Raw genomic sequence first — 14,600 nt, forward strand, 5'->3', positions numbered from 1 at the left:
CACTGGGTCCCCGCCTTCGCGGGGACACGCCCCTATGCGTCCGCAAGCGCCCGAATCCCCACAGGCCCTAGCGGACGAGCATCGGGCCGAGCCCATGTCCGCCGAACAGGTGGACGTGCAGGTGCGGCACCTCCTGCCCGCTGTCGGGACCGACATTGGCGAGCAGGCGATAGCCGGGTTCGACGAGGCCGAGGTCGCGCGCGATCTTTCCCACCGCGCGAACGAAGCCCGCGATTTCGGCGTCGCTCGCGCGCGCCGAGAAATCGTCCCAGCTGACATAGGCGCCCTTGGGAATCACCAGGATATGCGTCGGAGCCTGCGGGTTGATGTCGTGAAAGGCGAGTGCATGCTCGTCCTCGTAGACGGTCTTCGCGGGCAGTTCGCCGCGCAGGATGCGGGCGAAGATGTTACCGTCGTCGTAGGGCAGCGTCGCGTCGATCGCCATGTCGGGGGCTCCTATGATTGTCGGGCGGCTTTTTCGGCGTGGCCCGAGACGCCGTCGCGCCGGTCGAGCTCGGCGGCGATCGCATCCCAGCCGAGGCCCCGCTCGGCGAGCAGAACCGTCAGGTGAAAGACGAGGTCGGTCGCCTCTCCGGCCAGCGCCGTCCGGTCTTCGGCCAGCGCCGCGATGACGGTCTCGACCGCCTCTTCCCCCAGCTTTTGCGCGATCTTCGCCGGACCTTTGGCGGCGAGGCTGGCGACATAGGAGGAGGCGGCGGTTCCCGAATCGAGCCGCTCGCGCACGGTCGCCTCCAGACGCGACAGCGCGGCGCCGATCGGCGGCGTGTCGGGTGTCAGGCTTGTCGTTCCGCTGCTCATGATGCGACCGTTAGCGGCGCCGTCGCGACACAGCAAGGCGGCCCGGCGGGCGATGGGAAGCAGGTGTCGCATTTCTGCCACAGCTGCCACTTTTTTTCCGGCGAAACGGATAGTCAATTCGCGTTAGGCATTTATACCGAAGTCGTGGGGCAAAACACGGGATCGCGCATGCGATTCAGACAACCGGGGATGCAGTATGAAAATTGGAACAAGGACGTCGGCGATCCTGACCGCAACGGCATCGCTGATCGCGATCACCATGTCGGCCGCGCCGGCACAGGCGCAGCAGGCGGAGGATTGCTCGGCCTATGACACGCAGGCCGAGCGCGATGCCTGCGCCGAGCGCGTCAACACGACCGTCGCGAGGCCGGACAGCGTCAGCAGCGACGACGGGGCCATCATCGTCACGGGCTCGCGCATCCGCAAGAGCGAATTCAACAGTCCCGACCCGATCCAGATCATCAACCCCGACCTGGGGCAGAAGCAGGGCCAGAACCAGCTTGCCGACATCCTCCAGTCGTCGCCGGTCGCGGCGGGCTCGATCCAGATCACCTCGGCGATTTCGAACAGCTTCGTCACCAACGGCGGTGCCGACGCGCAGACCGTCTCGCTGCGCGGTCTCGGTGCCGAGCGCACGCTGGTGTTGCTCAACGGTCGCCGCGCCGGCCCGGCGGGCGTCCGCGGTGCGGTGTCGTCGTTCGACCTCAACGTGCTGCCGCTGTCGGTCGTCAAGCAGGTCGAGGTGCTGAAGACCGGCGCCTCCTCCATCTACGGCTCCGACGCGGTCGCGGGCGTCGTCAACATCCTGACCAAGACCGACACCGACGGCTTCGAGGTCGGCGGCTTCACCTCGGTTCCGGTGCACGGCGGCGGCGAAACCTATGATTTCAACGTCACCTGGGGCAAGCGCTTCGACCGCGGCCATGTGCTGGCGACGGTCGATTATTACCAGCAGCAGAATCTGCGCCGGAACGACCGCAAGTTCCTGGGCTGTCAGGAGGAATATCTGACGCGCGAGGACGGAACGCGCGCCGACATCGTCGATTTCCGCACCGGCAAGCCGGCGTGCAACGGCATCATCGGCAACCTGATCCTGACCAACAATGATTTCAGCGGCGATCCGATCGTCAACGACGACGGCGACCTTGTGGGGTTCCAGCCGACGCTGCTGGCCCCCAACGGCCAGCAACTGTTCATCGGCCAATATGGATCGCAATTCGGCCAGGTCGGCATTTCGTTCAACGATTACGGGGCGTTCGGTATATCCGCCCCGACCGATTTCTTTGGGCTGAACTTCGACGGTCCGTCGACCGGCGCGACGAATCAGTATCTGCCGCTCGAGCAGATGTCGGACGTGTTCTCGAAGGTCACGCGTCTCACCGGTTATCTCGACGCGTCCTACGAACTGACCGATAATGTCGAAATCTACACCGAACTGCTGTTCAACAACCGCAAGTCCTACAACAACAGTTTTCAGCAGGTCAGTGTGTTCCAGTTCACGGGCGATTCGACCCGAACCGGGGCCCTGCCGGTTCCCATCACCCTGCTGTTCTGCGACCCGTCGGTGTATAACTGCACGCCCGGCGACCTCGGCGATCCTTTCAACACCGAATTTACCGGGGCTTTCCTGCTCCGCCCGCTGGTTCTGACCAAATCGGACTTCAGCACCGACGTCGACTATTATCGCGGCGTGCTGGGTCTGCGCGGTGACTTCGGCGGCTTGCTATCGGGCTGGAACTGGGACGTCTACGGCCAGTACAGCCGGTCGGACGCCAAATATACGCAGGATGTCGTCTATCAGGATTCGCTCGATTCGCAGACCTTTCGCACCCGGTCGTGCGTCGGGCTGACGACGGCGATCCGCGGCGTGCCGTGCATCGACATCGACTTCACCGATCCCAGGGTCCTGAACGGCGATTTCACGCCGCAGGAACGCGCCTTCCTGTTCGGCAAGGAAACCGGCCGCACGCTGTTCACCCAGACATCGGCCGAAGCCACCGTCGCCGGCGACCTGTTCGAACTGCCCGCGGGCAAGGTCGGCGCGGCATTCGGCGCGCAAATCCGGCAGGACAAGATCAACGATACGCCGGGCGAGGTGACGCTGGCGGGCAATGCCGCGCTGCGCACCTCGTCGGGGATCACCGCCGGCAAGACGGTCAGCAAGGAAGTCTTCGGCGAACTCCAGATTCCGCTGATCCACGACACGCCGTTGATCCAGCGCCTGACGCTGTCGGGCGCCGGCCGCTATACCAGCGTCGACGCCACGCGCCGCGACGGGGTGAAGGACAGCTTCAGCGACGCGACGTGGAAAGCCGGGCTCGACTGGGAGGTCACCGACTGGCTGCGCTTCCGCGGCACCTGGGGCACCTCGTTCCGCGCGCCCGCGCTGTTCGAACTGTTCCTCGAGAACCAGACGGGCTTCCGCGATCAGCAGGATATCGACATCTGCCTCAACGCCGCGACCAAGCTTGCCGCGGGTACGATGAGCTAGCGAGTCTACGACAATTGCATCGCGGCGGGCGTTCCAGCCAATTTCACCGGCGCGACGGGATCGGCGACCGTGGTGTCGGGCGGTGGCATCGGGCAGCTCAAGCCCGAAACCTCGACCGCCAAGACGGCGAGCGTCGTCCTGACGCCCGACCTGTCGGGCGTGCTGTGGAGCGGCCTCAAGACCAGCCTCGCGGTCGATTATTTCGACATCAAGGTGAAGGACGAGATCACGACGCTTGGCGCCGCGAGCATCATCAGCGGCTGCTACAATTCCGAGTTCGGGCTCGACGATCCGCTCTGCGACCTGATCACGCGCGCGCCGTCGGGCCCCGAGGAGCATAATATCACCGATGTGCGCGACACCTATGTGAACATCAACCGCCAGCGCAACCGCGGCATCGACGTGACGCTGCTGCTCGACCAGGACCTCGGCAACCTCGGCTCGCTGGCGTTCCGTGCGCAGATGACGTGGCAGATCGAGGACAAGGTCGCGCTGTTCGACGGCTTCGTGATCGACGACAATGGCGAGGCCGGCGATCCGAAATGGGTCGGCGATTTCAACCTCGCGTGGGAAAAGGGGCCGTGGACGCTCTTCTACGGTCTCGACGTGATCGGCGGCACATCGAACCAGCAGGACCTGCTCGACGAGCAGGGCAGCGCATGCCGTACCTCGATCTTCCGCCCCGGCGGCACCTTCTGCCCCGACACGCGGCTGGCGCCGACCTTCTATCATTCGATGTCGGTGACGCGCGATGTCGCCGACCGTTTCGAGATCACGGTCGGCGTGGCGAACATCTTCGACACCGCCCCGCCGCGGGCGTCGACGATCTACACCAGCGTTTCGGCCCTCGGCCAGGCGCCGGTGTTCGGTTCGCAATATGATTATCTCGGCCGCCGGGTGTTCCTGCGCGCCAGCGGCCGCTTCTGACACGCGCCGCCACGGAAGCATCGGGCGGCGGGAGCGATCCCGCCGCCCTTTTTATGCCCGCGGCGGGCGAAGCATGCTGGACAAGCGGCGCCGGCTCTGGTCGAACGGCGCGCATGGCGGACGTCAAGCTTCATCCCGACTGGCTCGCACGGATCGGCGGCGAGTTCGATCAGCCCTATATGGGCGCGCTCAAGCAGTTCCTCGCCGACCAGCGGGCGAAGGGAAAGCGCGTCTATCCAAGGCCGCGCGACTGGTTCGCGGCGCTTGACGCGACGCCGCCGCAGGACGTGCGCGTCGTCATCCTGGGGCAGGACCCCTATCACGGCCCCGGGCAGGCGCATGGCCTGTGCTTCTCGGTCCAGCCGGGGGTCCGCGTGCCGCCGAGCCTCGTCAACATCTACAAGGAGATGCAGAGCGACCTCGGCATCCCGCCGGCGCGCCACGGCTATCTGAAACACTGGGCCGAACAGGGTGTGCTGCTGCTCAACAATTGCCTGACCGTCGAGGCGGGGCAGGCCGCCTCGCACCAGGGCAAGGGGTGGGAGCGTTTCACCGACGCCGCGGTCGCCGCGGTCGCCGCCGACCCCGCACCCAAGGTCTTCATCCTGTGGGGCAGCCATGCGCAGCGCAAGGCCGCGAACGTGCCGGGGCTGGGACCGGGCACGCCGCATCTGATCCTGCGCGCGCCGCACCCGTCGCCGCTGTCGGCGTCGAACGGCTTTTTCGGATCGCGGCCGTTCAGCCAGGCGAACGCCTTTCTGGCGGAGCACGGCCGCGGCACTATCGACTGGCGCCTGCCCGAGACGGCGGAGGTCGCCGCCGGCTGACCGCCGCATCGCGCGGACGAATCGATCAGAGTGAGCGAAAGCGTGCGTTGGCGCGGCGCCGTGCATCGGGTCTACCCCATGCCCTTGCCCCGCTGGAGACGCGCCGATGCCGACCGACCTGATGAAGACGCTGACCTATTTGTCGCTGCACCTAGCGATCGGCTTCGGCGTTGCCTATGCGCTGACGGGATCGGTCCGGGTGGCGGGCGGAATCGCACTGATCGAGCCGTGCATCAACGCCGTCGCCTTCTTCTTCCATGAAAAGGCGTGGCGCCGCGCCGATGCGATGCGAATCGCCGTGCCCGCCCGACTGCGCGGGAACCCCGGCTGCCCCGGCGCCGTTGCACTGCTGTGTCGATGAAGGAGAAGAAGCATGACGGTGAACAGCGCAAGCGCCCGCTACGAAGGGCTGGGCAAGGACGGCAAGGGCCATATCTGGACCAAGCGCGGCACGCTCGATGGCGCGCCCTACGGTTTCGCCTCGCGCTTCGAGGACGGGCCGGGCACCAACCCCGAGGAACTGATCGCCGCGGCGCATGCCGCCTGCTTCACCATGGCGCTGTCCTTTGCGCTGGCGCGCGCCGGCCATAGCGACGGCCAGCTCGACACGCGCGCCGACGTCACGCTGGGCAAGGACGGCGATGGCTTCGCGGTGACGAAATCGGCGCTGACCCTGACCGCGAAGGTGCCCGGGATCGACGCCGACGCCTTTGCCGCGATCGCGGCCGATGCCAAGGCCAATTGCCCGATTTCGAAACTGCTGAACTGCGAGATCACACTCGACCACAGCCTCGAAGGCGGGTGAGCGCCGCGGTTCAGCCGGCGCCGAACTGGCAGTTGCCCTTGCGCCTTTCCTCCTTGCCGCCGGCGAGGAACCAGCGCGCATCGCTCGCCGACGCCGCTTCGTCATAATAGCAGACGTCGGTCGCGCCGGTCGCGGGATCGACCAGCACCGCCCATTGGTGCGGTCCGCAATTATGTTGCTGGCACGCCCAGGCCATGACCTTGCCGTCGTGCATCTCGATCGGCGCCGCCGGACCTTCCAGCGTCTGGATGGCCTTCAGCACCTTCGCGTCCTTCACCGTCGCGGCGAGCCCCGCCTTGACCGCGGGATGATCGTCCCACGCGACGCCATCGACCTTGTCGAACGGATATTTGCCGACATAGGCGGCGAGGTTCTTCGCGTCGCCGGCTTTCGCGGCAGGCGCCGCGTCGGTCGGCGCGGGCACTGCCGCAGCTTCCGACGGCGCCGCCGGCTGATCGGCAGCGGCCTGCGCGTCAACGCCTTGCGCATCGATGGGGGGCGGTGGAGCGGCATCGTCGCCCGAGCCGCAGGCGGCGAGCGCGAGCAAGGCGGCTCCGGCGAGCGCGGGAAAGACTGGCAGGCGGCGGATTAGCGTCATGGCAGGTCCCCTTTCGCGGGCGATCATGCCACGGCCCGGCCGCCGCCGATACTCTTTTCCGCCGGCCGCAGCGCCCTAGGACGGATCGACATTCAGAGGATGGCGAGCCGAAATGGTGGATTTGCGAGACCCGGAGCGCAGCGTGCTGATGGCACGTGAGCACCGGAAGCTCGCAAAGCCGCCATTTGCAGGCCGCCAGAGCTGAATGTCGATCCGTCCTAGCGGCAGCGCACGTCGTCGTTGCCGCCCTTGTCGATCGCACGGCCCGCGACCGCGCCGCCGATCGCGCCGAGCACGGTGCCGAGCGTCTTCGAATCGCCCGGCGCGATGACGTTGCCCAGCGCGCCGCCGGCGATGCCGCCGATGATCAGCCCGGTCGTGCCGTCGGAGCGCTTGCAATAATAGCGCCCGTCGCGCCCGCGATAGATGCGGTCGCCCTTGCCGAGGCGGCGCTCGCGGTAATCGCCGTCGCGATAATGGTCGTCGGCATACCAGCCGCCGCCGCGGCGCGGTCCGTCGTCATAGCCATAGCCGGTCGAGGCGCAGCCGCCGGCGAGCGCGGTCGCGGCGACGAGCGGGGCGAGCAGAAGCTTGTTCATGGGACATTCCTTTGCAGGTGGGCCGCGGGACGGCGGACTTTCTGCCTGATAGACACGCGGGAGCGGCCCGAAGTTCCGGCGGCGGCCGTTTTTCGCCCCGCGCCCTTATCGCTTGACCTCAAGCGCGGTTGAGCTTGCATCAGGGGGGCAGACGATTCGCGAGACGGAGATCTGCCATGCTGTACCGCCCGACATTCGAAGCCTCCGACGGTCCCGCCGCCGCGCGCCCGGCGCCGGGCGGCGACCTGTTGCCGCGCTATTTCGCCCGCATCGGCTACGACGGGCCGGCCGAGCCGACGCTGGCGGTGCTGCGCGCGCTGCACGCCGCGCATATCGCGGCGATTCCGTTCGAAGCGATCGACGCGCTGGTCGAGGGCAATGTCGACATCGGCGCCGAAGCGGTGGCCGCGAAGCTGATCGAAGGCGGGCGCGGCGGCTATTGCTTCGAGCAAAACGGCCTGTTCCTGCGCGTGCTGCGCGCGATCGGCTTCGAGGCCGAGGGCCTGCTCGGCCGCGTGCGCTGGCTGCGCGACCCGGCCGCGCCGCCCGCGCCGCGCAGCCATATGGTGGTGCGCGTCCGCGTCGACGGGCGCGCCTGGCTGGCCGATGTCGGTTTCGGGTCGGCGGTGCCGCCCGCGCCGCTGGCGATGGACGGCGCGGCGCCGCAGCCGACCGCGCACGAAAGCTATCGCGTCGCGCGCGGCGACGCGGGCAGCGGTATATGGGAGGTGTCGATCGCGATCGGCGACGACTGGGCGCCGCTCTACGACATCGACGACGCGCCCGCGCCCGCGATCGATTACGAGGTCGCCAACTGGTACACATCGACCCACCCCGATTCGCATTTCCGCCACCAGCTGATCGCCGCGCGCACCACCGCCCGCGCGCGCTATGCGCTGCGCGACAACCGGCTGACGATCCGCCACGCCGACGGGTCGAGCGAGCGGCGCTATCTGACCGCCGATGCGATCGAAGCCGCGCTCGTCGAACTGTTCGGCCTGGCGGTGCGGCCGCACTGGCGTGCGGCGATCGAGCGCGCCGCGACCGCGGAGGTCGAGGGGTAGGGGTCCGGCCCGCGCCGGCGAACGAAGGAAAGCGGGCCCCGCGACTGGCCCGCGACGACAATGGTGCGGGCAAGGCCTGCGCCTCCGCCGAACCGCCGCGCGTCAGCCCGCGTCGGAGCGGAGCGGCCAGCGGCCGCGTTCGACATGGGTGGTCTTGCCGACGATGCTTTCGGTCAGGATGATCTCGTCGACCGTCCAGCCGATCGGCGCGATCGTCTGCGCGCCCAGCCGGTCGCCGCGATAGTTGATCGTGACGTGCGGTTCGGGCGTGGTGCCGTCCATGATCGGCGCCTTCGCGGCCAGCATATGGTTGACCAGCGCCTTCTGGAACGCCCGCGCCCCGGCCAGCGGATCGCGCGTCCGCAGCGTCACCGCCTTGCGGTTCTCGATCCGGTCGAAGCGGAGCGGGAAGGGCGGTGCGACGAAGCTGTCCAGCGCGGCGACGGTCGCGGGCAGCCAGTCGGGCGGCGCATAATGCAGGTCGTAGAGCGAGATGAGCGTGACATGGAGAAGGTGGGGGCCGCGCGAAGGATCGTTGCGCGGCAACGCGGCGATCTGCGCCTGCACCTCCGGCGGCGGCTTCGCCATGACGTAGAGGGGGTTCCGGGCGCGCATGGGTGGGAGTGTAGCATGGTGTGGGGCGTAAGGGCATTGCCGGCGCGAGTTATTACAGCTTTCAGGACAAATGGTCTGTCTATTCGCTCCTCTGCGCTGTGCCGTCTTTTGCACATGAGAGTAGGTTAAGACGCATTCTGTTGGCCTTGAAAATGCGAAAAGAAACGATCATTCTCGATAGCTGTAGGGGAGGCAAGGCGCAATGAAGATAAGCAAAATAAGAATTCGTTCCTTTAAAAATATAGAAGATGTCACGCTCGATCTAGACGACATGAATCTCTTGGTTGGAGGAAATAATGCAGGAAAATCTTCATTTATCCAAGGAATACATTTCACTATTAGTGCTCTTAGATCTGCAAAAATGCACGGTAAGAGCGCCAATATGCCTGCCAGTACTTTAGGGGTAAATCAATTTACTTTTTTACCAACTCAAGAAATTATGGAAATAAATCATTGGTTTCCAATGACGCAGGACTATGGTCCCAAGTTTGACTTTGAGTATTTCGACGAAGACGGAGACCTTCAAGATTTTCGTTTATCTCTTTATCGAGGAAAAAACGCAAACGTATCGCTAAATTTTCCTAAGGGCTCCCCATTTTTTCGCGCTGCATCTGACGTCAGGGCGCCGTTCTCCGTATACGTTCCGGGGCTTGCTGGAATTCCGTTGGCCGAGGAGCGGAGAGCAAACTCGATCGTCCAAACTGGCATTGCGCAAGGGGATGCGAATCTTTTTCTTCGAAACGTACTGCACAGACTGGAAAAAGAGCCGCTTCAAATGCAGGCGCTTCGTACTTTAATGAGAAACATATTCCCGAATTTTGCGGTCGAAACGAAATTCGACGAAAATGTGAATCAATTCATCTCTTCTAAGGTTAGGTTGGGGGGTACTTGGACGCCGCTAGAAATGGCTGGAACCGGCTGTTTGCAGGCTTTGCAGCTTGCTGCTTACGTGATTCTCTATGAGCCAAAATTACTACTGTTAGACGAGCCCGATGCTCATCTTCATCCCGGCAATCAGAAGCTACTCGTAGAGCTTTTGTTTTCGTTATCTGAAACCGCGGGGACGCAAATCATTCTCGCTAGCCATTCCCGTCACGTATTTGACTCCATAAAAAACAACCCGTTAGGCTCCGTTTATTGGCTAAGCGATGGAAGTTTGGTCGAAGATTTGGACGCTGACGTGGGGCTTCTTTTGGAACTCGGTGCTCTTGATCGATTTGAGGAGCTAAGAAACGATGAACCCAAGGTCCTTGTATTTGCCGAAGACGAAAAGACGAAAAAACTTGAAATCCTGCTTCAGTCTAACGGTTGGGATATGGAGAAGTGTAAGTTTGTTTCGTTTAACGGAGTAGATAACCTTGAGGCAACTAAGATAGTTGTGGAGTATTTTTTAAGCATGAACGAGGAGTCAAAGGTTTTCATTTACAGAGATGGAGATGGAATGACTCCAGATGAGAGAATTTGGGCGCTTAAGAGGTATGAAAATGTACTTCCCGACAGGTGCAAGATGTTCATATCTACACTTACAGATATTGAGCACTTTTTCTGTGGACCGGATCATGTCGCGGAAATCTGCGAAATCGATGAAGACGAGGCTTTTGCGATAGTTGAAGGGGTTATTGACGAAAATCAAGCGAAGCTATCTTCAAAAATGACGAGAAAGAGAGAGGATTTGAAGTTCAAAATTCTAAGGAACTTTCAAGGCAGGGCGAATATTGACAATATTATTGGTGATAGGGTCAGCTTCCACTACTCTCTTGGTAAAATTTTACTTCCACAAATCGAAGGCCGTCTTCGAGAGCTTGGACACAATTTCCGAAGCTTGGTAGCGCCGAGCGCGGCTCTCAGAGTGCAGGAAATCGAAGATTTCGAAATGCCTGATTAACCGAGAAGTTAGAGAGCATGTGATTGGGTCTGGAGATGCCTTAATCATGCTCGCGGCCGCCCGCGCCCATATACAGTTCGCGCCCCGTTTCTTCATAGACTTCGCTCATCTGCGCCATGCCCTTTTCGGCTTCCTCCGCCGCAAGGAAACCCGCGCTGTCCTGATTTTGCAGCTTTGCGAATTCGCGCACTTCCTGGCTGATCTTCATCGAGCAGAATTTCGGCCCGCACATGCTGCAGAAATGGGCGGTCTTGGCGCCCTCGGCCGGGAGGGTCTGGTCGTGGTATTGCTCGGCCGTGTCGGGGTCGAGGCTCAGGTTGAACTGGTCGCGCCAGCGGAATTCGAAGCGCGCCTTCGACAGCGCGTCGTCGCGGACCTTGGCGGCGGGGTGGCCCTTGGCGAGGTCGGCGGCGTGGGCGGCGAGCTTGTAGGTGACGACGCCGACCTTCACATCGTCGCGGTCGGGCAGGCCGAGATGCTCCTTGGGCGTGACGTAACAGAGCATCGCGGTGCCGTACCAGCCGATCATCGCGGCGCCGATGCCGCTGGTGATATGGTCGTAGCCCGGCGCGATGTCGGTGGTCAGCGGCCCGAGCGTGTAGAAGGGCGCCTCGCCGCACGCCTCTAGCTGCTTGTCCATATTCTCCTTGATCTTGTGCATCGGGACGTGGCCCGGGCCCTCGATCATCACCTGCACATCCTGGTCCCACGCGCGCTTGGTCAGTTCGCCCAGCGTGTAAAGCTCGGCGAACTGCGCCTCGTCGTTCGCGTCGGCGATGCTGCCGGGGCGCAGGCCGTCGCCGAGGCTGTAGGCGATGTCATAGGCCTTCATGATCTCGGTGATCTCGTCGAAATGGTCGTAGAGGAAGCTTTCCCTGTGATGCGCGAGGCACCATTTCGCCATGATGCTGCCGCCGCGGCTGACGATGCCGGTGACGCGCTTCGCGGCGAGCGGGACGTAGGGCAGGCGGACGCCCGCGTGGATGGTGAAATAGTCGACGCCCTGCTCGGCCTGCTCGATCAGCGTGTCGCGGAAAATCTCCCACGTCAGCTCCTCGGCGATGCCGCCGACCTTCTCCAGCGCCTGATAGATGGGGACGGTGCCGATCGGGACGGGCGAGTTGCGGATGATCCATTCGCGCGTGTCGTGGATGTTGCGCCCCGTCGACAGGTCCATGACGGTGTCGGCGCCCCAGCGGATCGACCAGACCATCTTGTCGACCTCGGTCGCGACGTCGCTCGCGACCGCGCTGTTGCCGATATTGGCGTTGATCTTGACGAGGAAGTTGCGGCCGATCGCCATCGGCTCGCTTTCGGGGTGGTTGATGTTGCTGGGGATGATCGCGCGGCCGCGCGCGACCTCTTCGCGGACGAATTCGGGCGTGACATAATCGGGGATGCTGGCGCCCCAGTCCTGCCCGTCGCGGACATATTCGGCGAGTCGCTCGCGACCGAGATTCTCCCGCGTCGCGACATATTCCATCTCGGGCGTGACGATACCGCGGCGGGCATAGTGCATCTGGCTGACGTTCGCGCCCGGCCTGGCGCGCAGCACGGTCTTGCGGACGTTGGGGAAGGCGGGGACGCCGCCGCTGCGGTCGGGGCCGAGCTGGCCGTTGTCCTCCGGCCGCACCTCGCGCTGCGCCACCTCCTCGACGTCGCCGCGGGCGCGAATCCAGGCGCTGCGCAGTTCGGGAAGGCCCTGTGCGATGTCGATGCGGGCGTTCGGGTCGGTGTAGGGGCCGCTGGTGTCGTAGACGCGGACGCTGGGTTCGCCGCTGTGCGGGTCGAGGTCGATCTCGCGCATCGCGACCCGGATGCCGCTGCCGGTGGGACACGCGACATGGACCTTGCGGCTGCCGCGGATCGGGCCGGTGGTGACGCCGATGCTGGCGGCGGTCGTCTTGTCGAGGCGGGAATCGATGTCGGCCATGGCAGTCGCTCCATTGCTACGGAGCAAGGCCTGGGATTCCGCGCGGAACGCCAACCCTCCCTCCGCCCGAGTTACCGGGATCAGGTTCGACGGGTCGCGGTCTATTCCGCTCTCAACCTGCGTTTGCGCGCCAGGCTCCCCGGGGATGCCGCCACCTTAGCCGCGCGGTCGCGCGCTGTCCATCGGCGGTTCCGGGTTACTCCGCCGCCACCGCCTCGCGCTTCGTCGCCCGCTGGCCGTCGTAGACGAAGGCGGGGTCCGTCAGGTCGATGTGCGGGAAGGCGTCCTTTTCGGCCCAATAATCCTGGTTGTGGCGCCATTCGGATTTGTCGCCGCGCTTCGGCATTTCCGACAGGCCGCGCATCAGATAGCCGGGGTTGAAATTATCCTCCTCGATCCACGGCAGGATGTCCATGCCCTGATCCTCGGGACGCAGCGCGACCTCGACCTTCTTTGCGCCGATGTCATCCATGTGACCCAGCAGGTTGCAGACGAAGTCGCCCATCATGTCGACGCGCAGCGTCCAGCTCGCGCGGAAATAGCCCATCACCCACGCCAGATTGGGCACCCCCGTCATCATCATGCCGCGATAGGTCACGGTCTCCCCCCAATCGACCGTCCGCCCGTCGACGCTGAAGGGAATGCCGCCCATCACCGACAGGTTGAAGCCGGTCGCGGCGACGATGATGTCGGCCTCGATCTCGGTTCCGTCCGACGTGCGGACGCCCGTTTCGGTGAAGCGGTCGATGGTGTCGGTGACGACGGTCAGCTTGCCCTCGGTCGCCGCGCGGAAGATGTCACCTTCGGGGCAGAAGGCCAGCCGCTGCTGCCATACGCGATAGCGCGGGGTGAAGTGCGGTTCGAACTGGAAGTCCGGGTTGCCCGAAAAAAGGCGGATCAGCTCTTTCAGATCCTCGAACACGGCATCGGGTTCGGTCTGGGCGCGGCGGGTGAGCTGGTCCTGATCGTACATGATCTGCGCGCGCACGACGCGGTGGATCGTCGGTTCGTCGATCCCGACCTCGCGCAGCCGGTCGGCGAGCTCGTTCTTGTTCTCGGAACAGAAGAAATAGGTCGGCGAGCGCTGGAGCATCGTCACATGCGCGGCCTTTTCGGCGAAGGCGGGAACGACGGTCGCGGCGGTCGCGCCCGACCCGATGACGAGGATGCGCTTGCCCGCATAATCGGTGTCCGGGTCCCACAGCTGGGCGTGGACGAACCGGCCCTTATAGTCCGACAGGCCCGGCCAGTCGGGAACATAGGGCTTTTCATGGTCGTAATATCCCTGGCACATCCACAGGAAATCGGCGGTGAATGTGACGGCGACGCCGTCCGCCTTGCGCACCGCCTCGACCGTCCAGCGATTCTCGTCGCTCGACCAGCGGCAGGCGGTGATGCGGTGGCCGTAGCGGATATGATCGCCGATGCCGTTTTCCTCGATCACCTCGCCCAGATATTTGAGGATCTCGGCACCGCTGGCGATCGGCGCGCCGACCCACGGCTTGAAGCGGTAGCCGAAGGTGTAAAGGTCCGAATCGGACCGCACGCCGGGATATTTATGCGTCTCCCACGTGCCGCCGAACGTCTCCTTCATCTCGAGGATCGCGTAGCTTTTGCCCGGGCATTGCTGTTGCAGGTGCCAGGCCGATCCGATGCCCGAAATGCCCGCGCCGACGATCAGCACGTCGACGTGAGTCGGTTCGGCGGCCGTGCCGGGGGTGGAGGTGGCGGCGGCCGACGCCGCCCCGATCGCTGTCGTCATGGTCTGTTCCGCTCCCATATTATCTGGCTAGGGTTTATGCCCTAATCTGTCGTGCGAGTCACGTCTCTGCATTGATCGAGGTCAAAGCCGGGGTGAGGTTCAGCCTTCCGTAGGCTGACCCGTTCCTTCGTCATGCTGAACTCGTTTCAGCATCCATGGCCGGGCCTTCCTTTTTGCGTCGCCTTTTTATTGGAGGGCAGACCATGGACCCCCGGATCGGGTCCGGGGCAGGCTCTGAAACAAGTTGGTGTTTATACCCTTGAGACAGGGACGCT

General features: G+C 64.0%; 14 protein-coding genes and 1 riboswitch. Of the genes, 7 read left to right on the forward strand and 7 right to left on the reverse strand.

Annotated features, from left to right (window positions below; translation table 11 throughout):
* Window positions 1-67: 67 nt before the first annotated feature.
* Complete coding sequence (locus tag SGR02S_RS07140; RefSeq protein WP_067107293.1) at window positions 68-445, reverse strand: histidine triad nucleotide-binding protein; 378 nt, start codon at window positions 443-445, stop codon at window positions 68-70.
* A gap of 11 nt (window positions 446-456) precedes the next feature.
* Window positions 457-819: a phosphoribosyl-ATP diphosphatase gene (locus SGR02S_RS07145; protein ID WP_067107332.1), complete on the reverse strand. Its 363-nt coding sequence runs from the start codon at window positions 817-819 to the stop codon at window positions 457-459.
* Window positions 820-1,015: 196 nt separating this feature from the next.
* Here SGR02S_RS07145 and SGR02S_RS07150 point away from each other — a divergent pair, with 196 nt between their 5' ends.
* From SGR02S_RS07150 to SGR02S_RS07170, 5 genes are all read left to right on the forward strand, one after another.
* The gene (locus tag SGR02S_RS07150) at window positions 1,016-3,310 is read left to right on the forward strand and encodes a TonB-dependent receptor domain-containing protein (RefSeq protein ID WP_067107296.1); all 2,295 of its coding nucleotides are present in this window, start codon (window positions 1,016-1,018) and stop codon (window positions 3,308-3,310) included.
* A 69-nt stretch (window positions 3,311-3,379) separates the two neighbouring features.
* A complete protein-coding gene (locus tag SGR02S_RS07155; protein WP_169799652.1) occupies window positions 3,380-4,237 on the forward strand; it encodes a TonB-dependent receptor domain-containing protein in 858 nt (285 codons plus the stop codon).
* Window positions 4,238-4,350: 113 nt separating this feature from the next.
* The gene (gene ung, locus SGR02S_RS07160; protein WP_067107301.1) at window positions 4,351-5,064 is read left to right on the forward strand and encodes a uracil-DNA glycosylase; all 714 of its coding nucleotides are present in this window, start codon (window positions 4,351-4,353) and stop codon (window positions 5,062-5,064) included.
* A gap of 106 nt (window positions 5,065-5,170) precedes the next feature.
* Window positions 5,171-5,425, forward strand: coding sequence for a DUF2061 domain-containing protein (locus SGR02S_RS07165; RefSeq protein WP_067107304.1), 255 nt, complete (start codon window positions 5,171-5,173; stop codon window positions 5,423-5,425).
* Window positions 5,426-5,437: 12 nt separating this feature from the next.
* The gene (locus SGR02S_RS07170) at window positions 5,438-5,869 is read left to right on the forward strand and encodes an OsmC family protein (protein WP_067107307.1); all 432 of its coding nucleotides are present in this window, start codon (window positions 5,438-5,440) and stop codon (window positions 5,867-5,869) included.
* Window positions 5,870-5,879: 10 nt separating this feature from the next.
* Here the strand turns inward: SGR02S_RS07170 and SGR02S_RS07175 are convergent, their stop codons facing one another.
* Both SGR02S_RS07175 and SGR02S_RS07180 read right to left on the reverse strand, forming a co-directional pair.
* Window positions 5,880-6,467: an Ivy family c-type lysozyme inhibitor gene (locus tag SGR02S_RS07175; RefSeq protein ID WP_067107310.1), complete on the reverse strand. Its 588-nt coding sequence runs from the start codon at window positions 6,465-6,467 to the stop codon at window positions 5,880-5,882.
* 218 nt (window positions 6,468-6,685) lie between these two features.
* Window positions 6,686-7,066 (reverse strand): glycine zipper 2TM domain-containing protein, encoded by a 381-nt coding sequence (locus tag SGR02S_RS07180; RefSeq protein ID WP_067107313.1) that lies wholly within the window; start codon window positions 7,064-7,066, stop codon window positions 6,686-6,688.
* Window positions 7,067-7,242: 176 nt separating this feature from the next.
* On the opposite strand from SGR02S_RS07180, the gene SGR02S_RS07185 reads away from it, so the two are divergent.
* The gene (locus tag SGR02S_RS07185; protein WP_082797005.1) at window positions 7,243-8,130 is read left to right on the forward strand and encodes an arylamine N-acetyltransferase family protein; all 888 of its coding nucleotides are present in this window, start codon (window positions 7,243-7,245) and stop codon (window positions 8,128-8,130) included.
* A gap of 102 nt (window positions 8,131-8,232) precedes the next feature.
* Here SGR02S_RS07185 and SGR02S_RS07190 read toward each other — a convergent pair whose 3' ends face one another.
* The gene (locus SGR02S_RS07190) at window positions 8,233-8,745 is read right to left on the reverse strand and encodes a 2'-5' RNA ligase family protein (protein WP_067186357.1); all 513 of its coding nucleotides are present in this window, start codon (window positions 8,743-8,745) and stop codon (window positions 8,233-8,235) included.
* Window positions 8,746-8,947: 202 nt separating this feature from the next.
* Between SGR02S_RS07190 and SGR02S_RS07195 the strand changes: the two genes are divergently transcribed.
* Window positions 8,948-10,630, forward strand: coding sequence for an ATP-dependent nuclease (locus tag SGR02S_RS07195; RefSeq protein WP_082737372.1), 1,683 nt, complete (start codon window positions 8,948-8,950; stop codon window positions 10,628-10,630).
* Window positions 10,631-10,670: 40 nt separating this feature from the next.
* Here the strand turns inward: SGR02S_RS07195 and thiC are convergent, their stop codons facing one another.
* Together thiC and SGR02S_RS07205 are read right to left on the reverse strand one after the other, a co-directional pair.
* Window positions 10,671-12,563, reverse strand: a complete 1,893-nt coding sequence (gene thiC, locus SGR02S_RS07200) for a phosphomethylpyrimidine synthase ThiC (RefSeq protein ID WP_067107320.1) — start codon at window positions 12,561-12,563, stop codon at window positions 10,671-10,673.
* Window positions 12,564-12,603: 40 nt separating this feature from the next.
* Window positions 12,604-12,715: riboswitch (TPP riboswitch) on the reverse strand.
* A gap of 44 nt (window positions 12,716-12,759) precedes the next feature.
* A complete protein-coding gene (locus SGR02S_RS07205; RefSeq protein ID WP_067107322.1) occupies window positions 12,760-14,325 on the reverse strand; it encodes a flavin-containing monooxygenase in 1,566 nt (521 codons plus the stop codon).
* Window positions 14,326-14,600 lie beyond the last annotated feature (275 nt).

The sequence above is a fragment of the Sphingopyxis granuli NBRC 100800 genome, from assembly GCF_001591045.1.
Taxonomy (GTDB): Bacteria; Pseudomonadota; Alphaproteobacteria; order Sphingomonadales; family Sphingomonadaceae; genus Sphingopyxis; species Sphingopyxis granuli.

Excerpts from the sequence above, each read along its gene's own strand:
- SGR02S_RS07145 (WP_067107332.1), bottom strand. The coding sequence starts at position 819 with ATGAGCAGCGGAACGACAAGCCTGACACCCGACACGCCGCCGATCGGC.
- SGR02S_RS07190 (WP_067186357.1), bottom strand. The coding sequence starts at position 8,745 with ATGCGCGCCCGGAACCCCCTCTACGTCATGGCGAAGCCGCCGCCGGAG.
- ung (WP_067107301.1), top strand. The coding sequence starts at position 4,351 with ATGGCGGACGTCAAGCTTCATCCCGACTGGCTCGCACGGATCGGCGGC.
- SGR02S_RS07180 (WP_067107313.1), bottom strand. The coding sequence starts at position 7,066 with ATGAACAAGCTTCTGCTCGCCCCGCTCGTCGCCGCGACCGCGCTCGCC.
- SGR02S_RS07150 (WP_067107296.1), top strand. The coding sequence starts at position 1,016 with ATGAAAATTGGAACAAGGACGTCGGCGATCCTGACCGCAACGGCATCG.
- SGR02S_RS07175 (WP_067107310.1), bottom strand. The coding sequence starts at position 6,467 with ATGACGCTAATCCGCCGCCTGCCAGTCTTTCCCGCGCTCGCCGGAGCC.
- SGR02S_RS07195 (WP_082737372.1), top strand. The coding sequence starts at position 8,948 with ATGAAGATAAGCAAAATAAGAATTCGTTCCTTTAAAAATATAGAAGAT.
- SGR02S_RS07165 (WP_067107304.1), top strand. The coding sequence starts at position 5,171 with ATGCCGACCGACCTGATGAAGACGCTGACCTATTTGTCGCTGCACCTA.
- SGR02S_RS07140 (WP_067107293.1), bottom strand. The coding sequence starts at position 445 with ATGGCGATCGACGCGACGCTGCCCTACGACGACGGTAACATCTTCGCC.
- thiC (WP_067107320.1), bottom strand. The coding sequence starts at position 12,563 with ATGGCCGACATCGATTCCCGCCTCGACAAGACGACCGCCGCCAGCATC.
- SGR02S_RS07185 (WP_082797005.1), top strand. The coding sequence starts at position 7,243 with ATGCTGTACCGCCCGACATTCGAAGCCTCCGACGGTCCCGCCGCCGCG.
- SGR02S_RS07205 (WP_067107322.1), bottom strand. The coding sequence starts at position 14,325 with ATGACGACAGCGATCGGGGCGGCGTCGGCCGCCGCCACCTCCACCCCC.
- SGR02S_RS07170 (WP_067107307.1), top strand. The coding sequence starts at position 5,438 with ATGACGGTGAACAGCGCAAGCGCCCGCTACGAAGGGCTGGGCAAGGAC.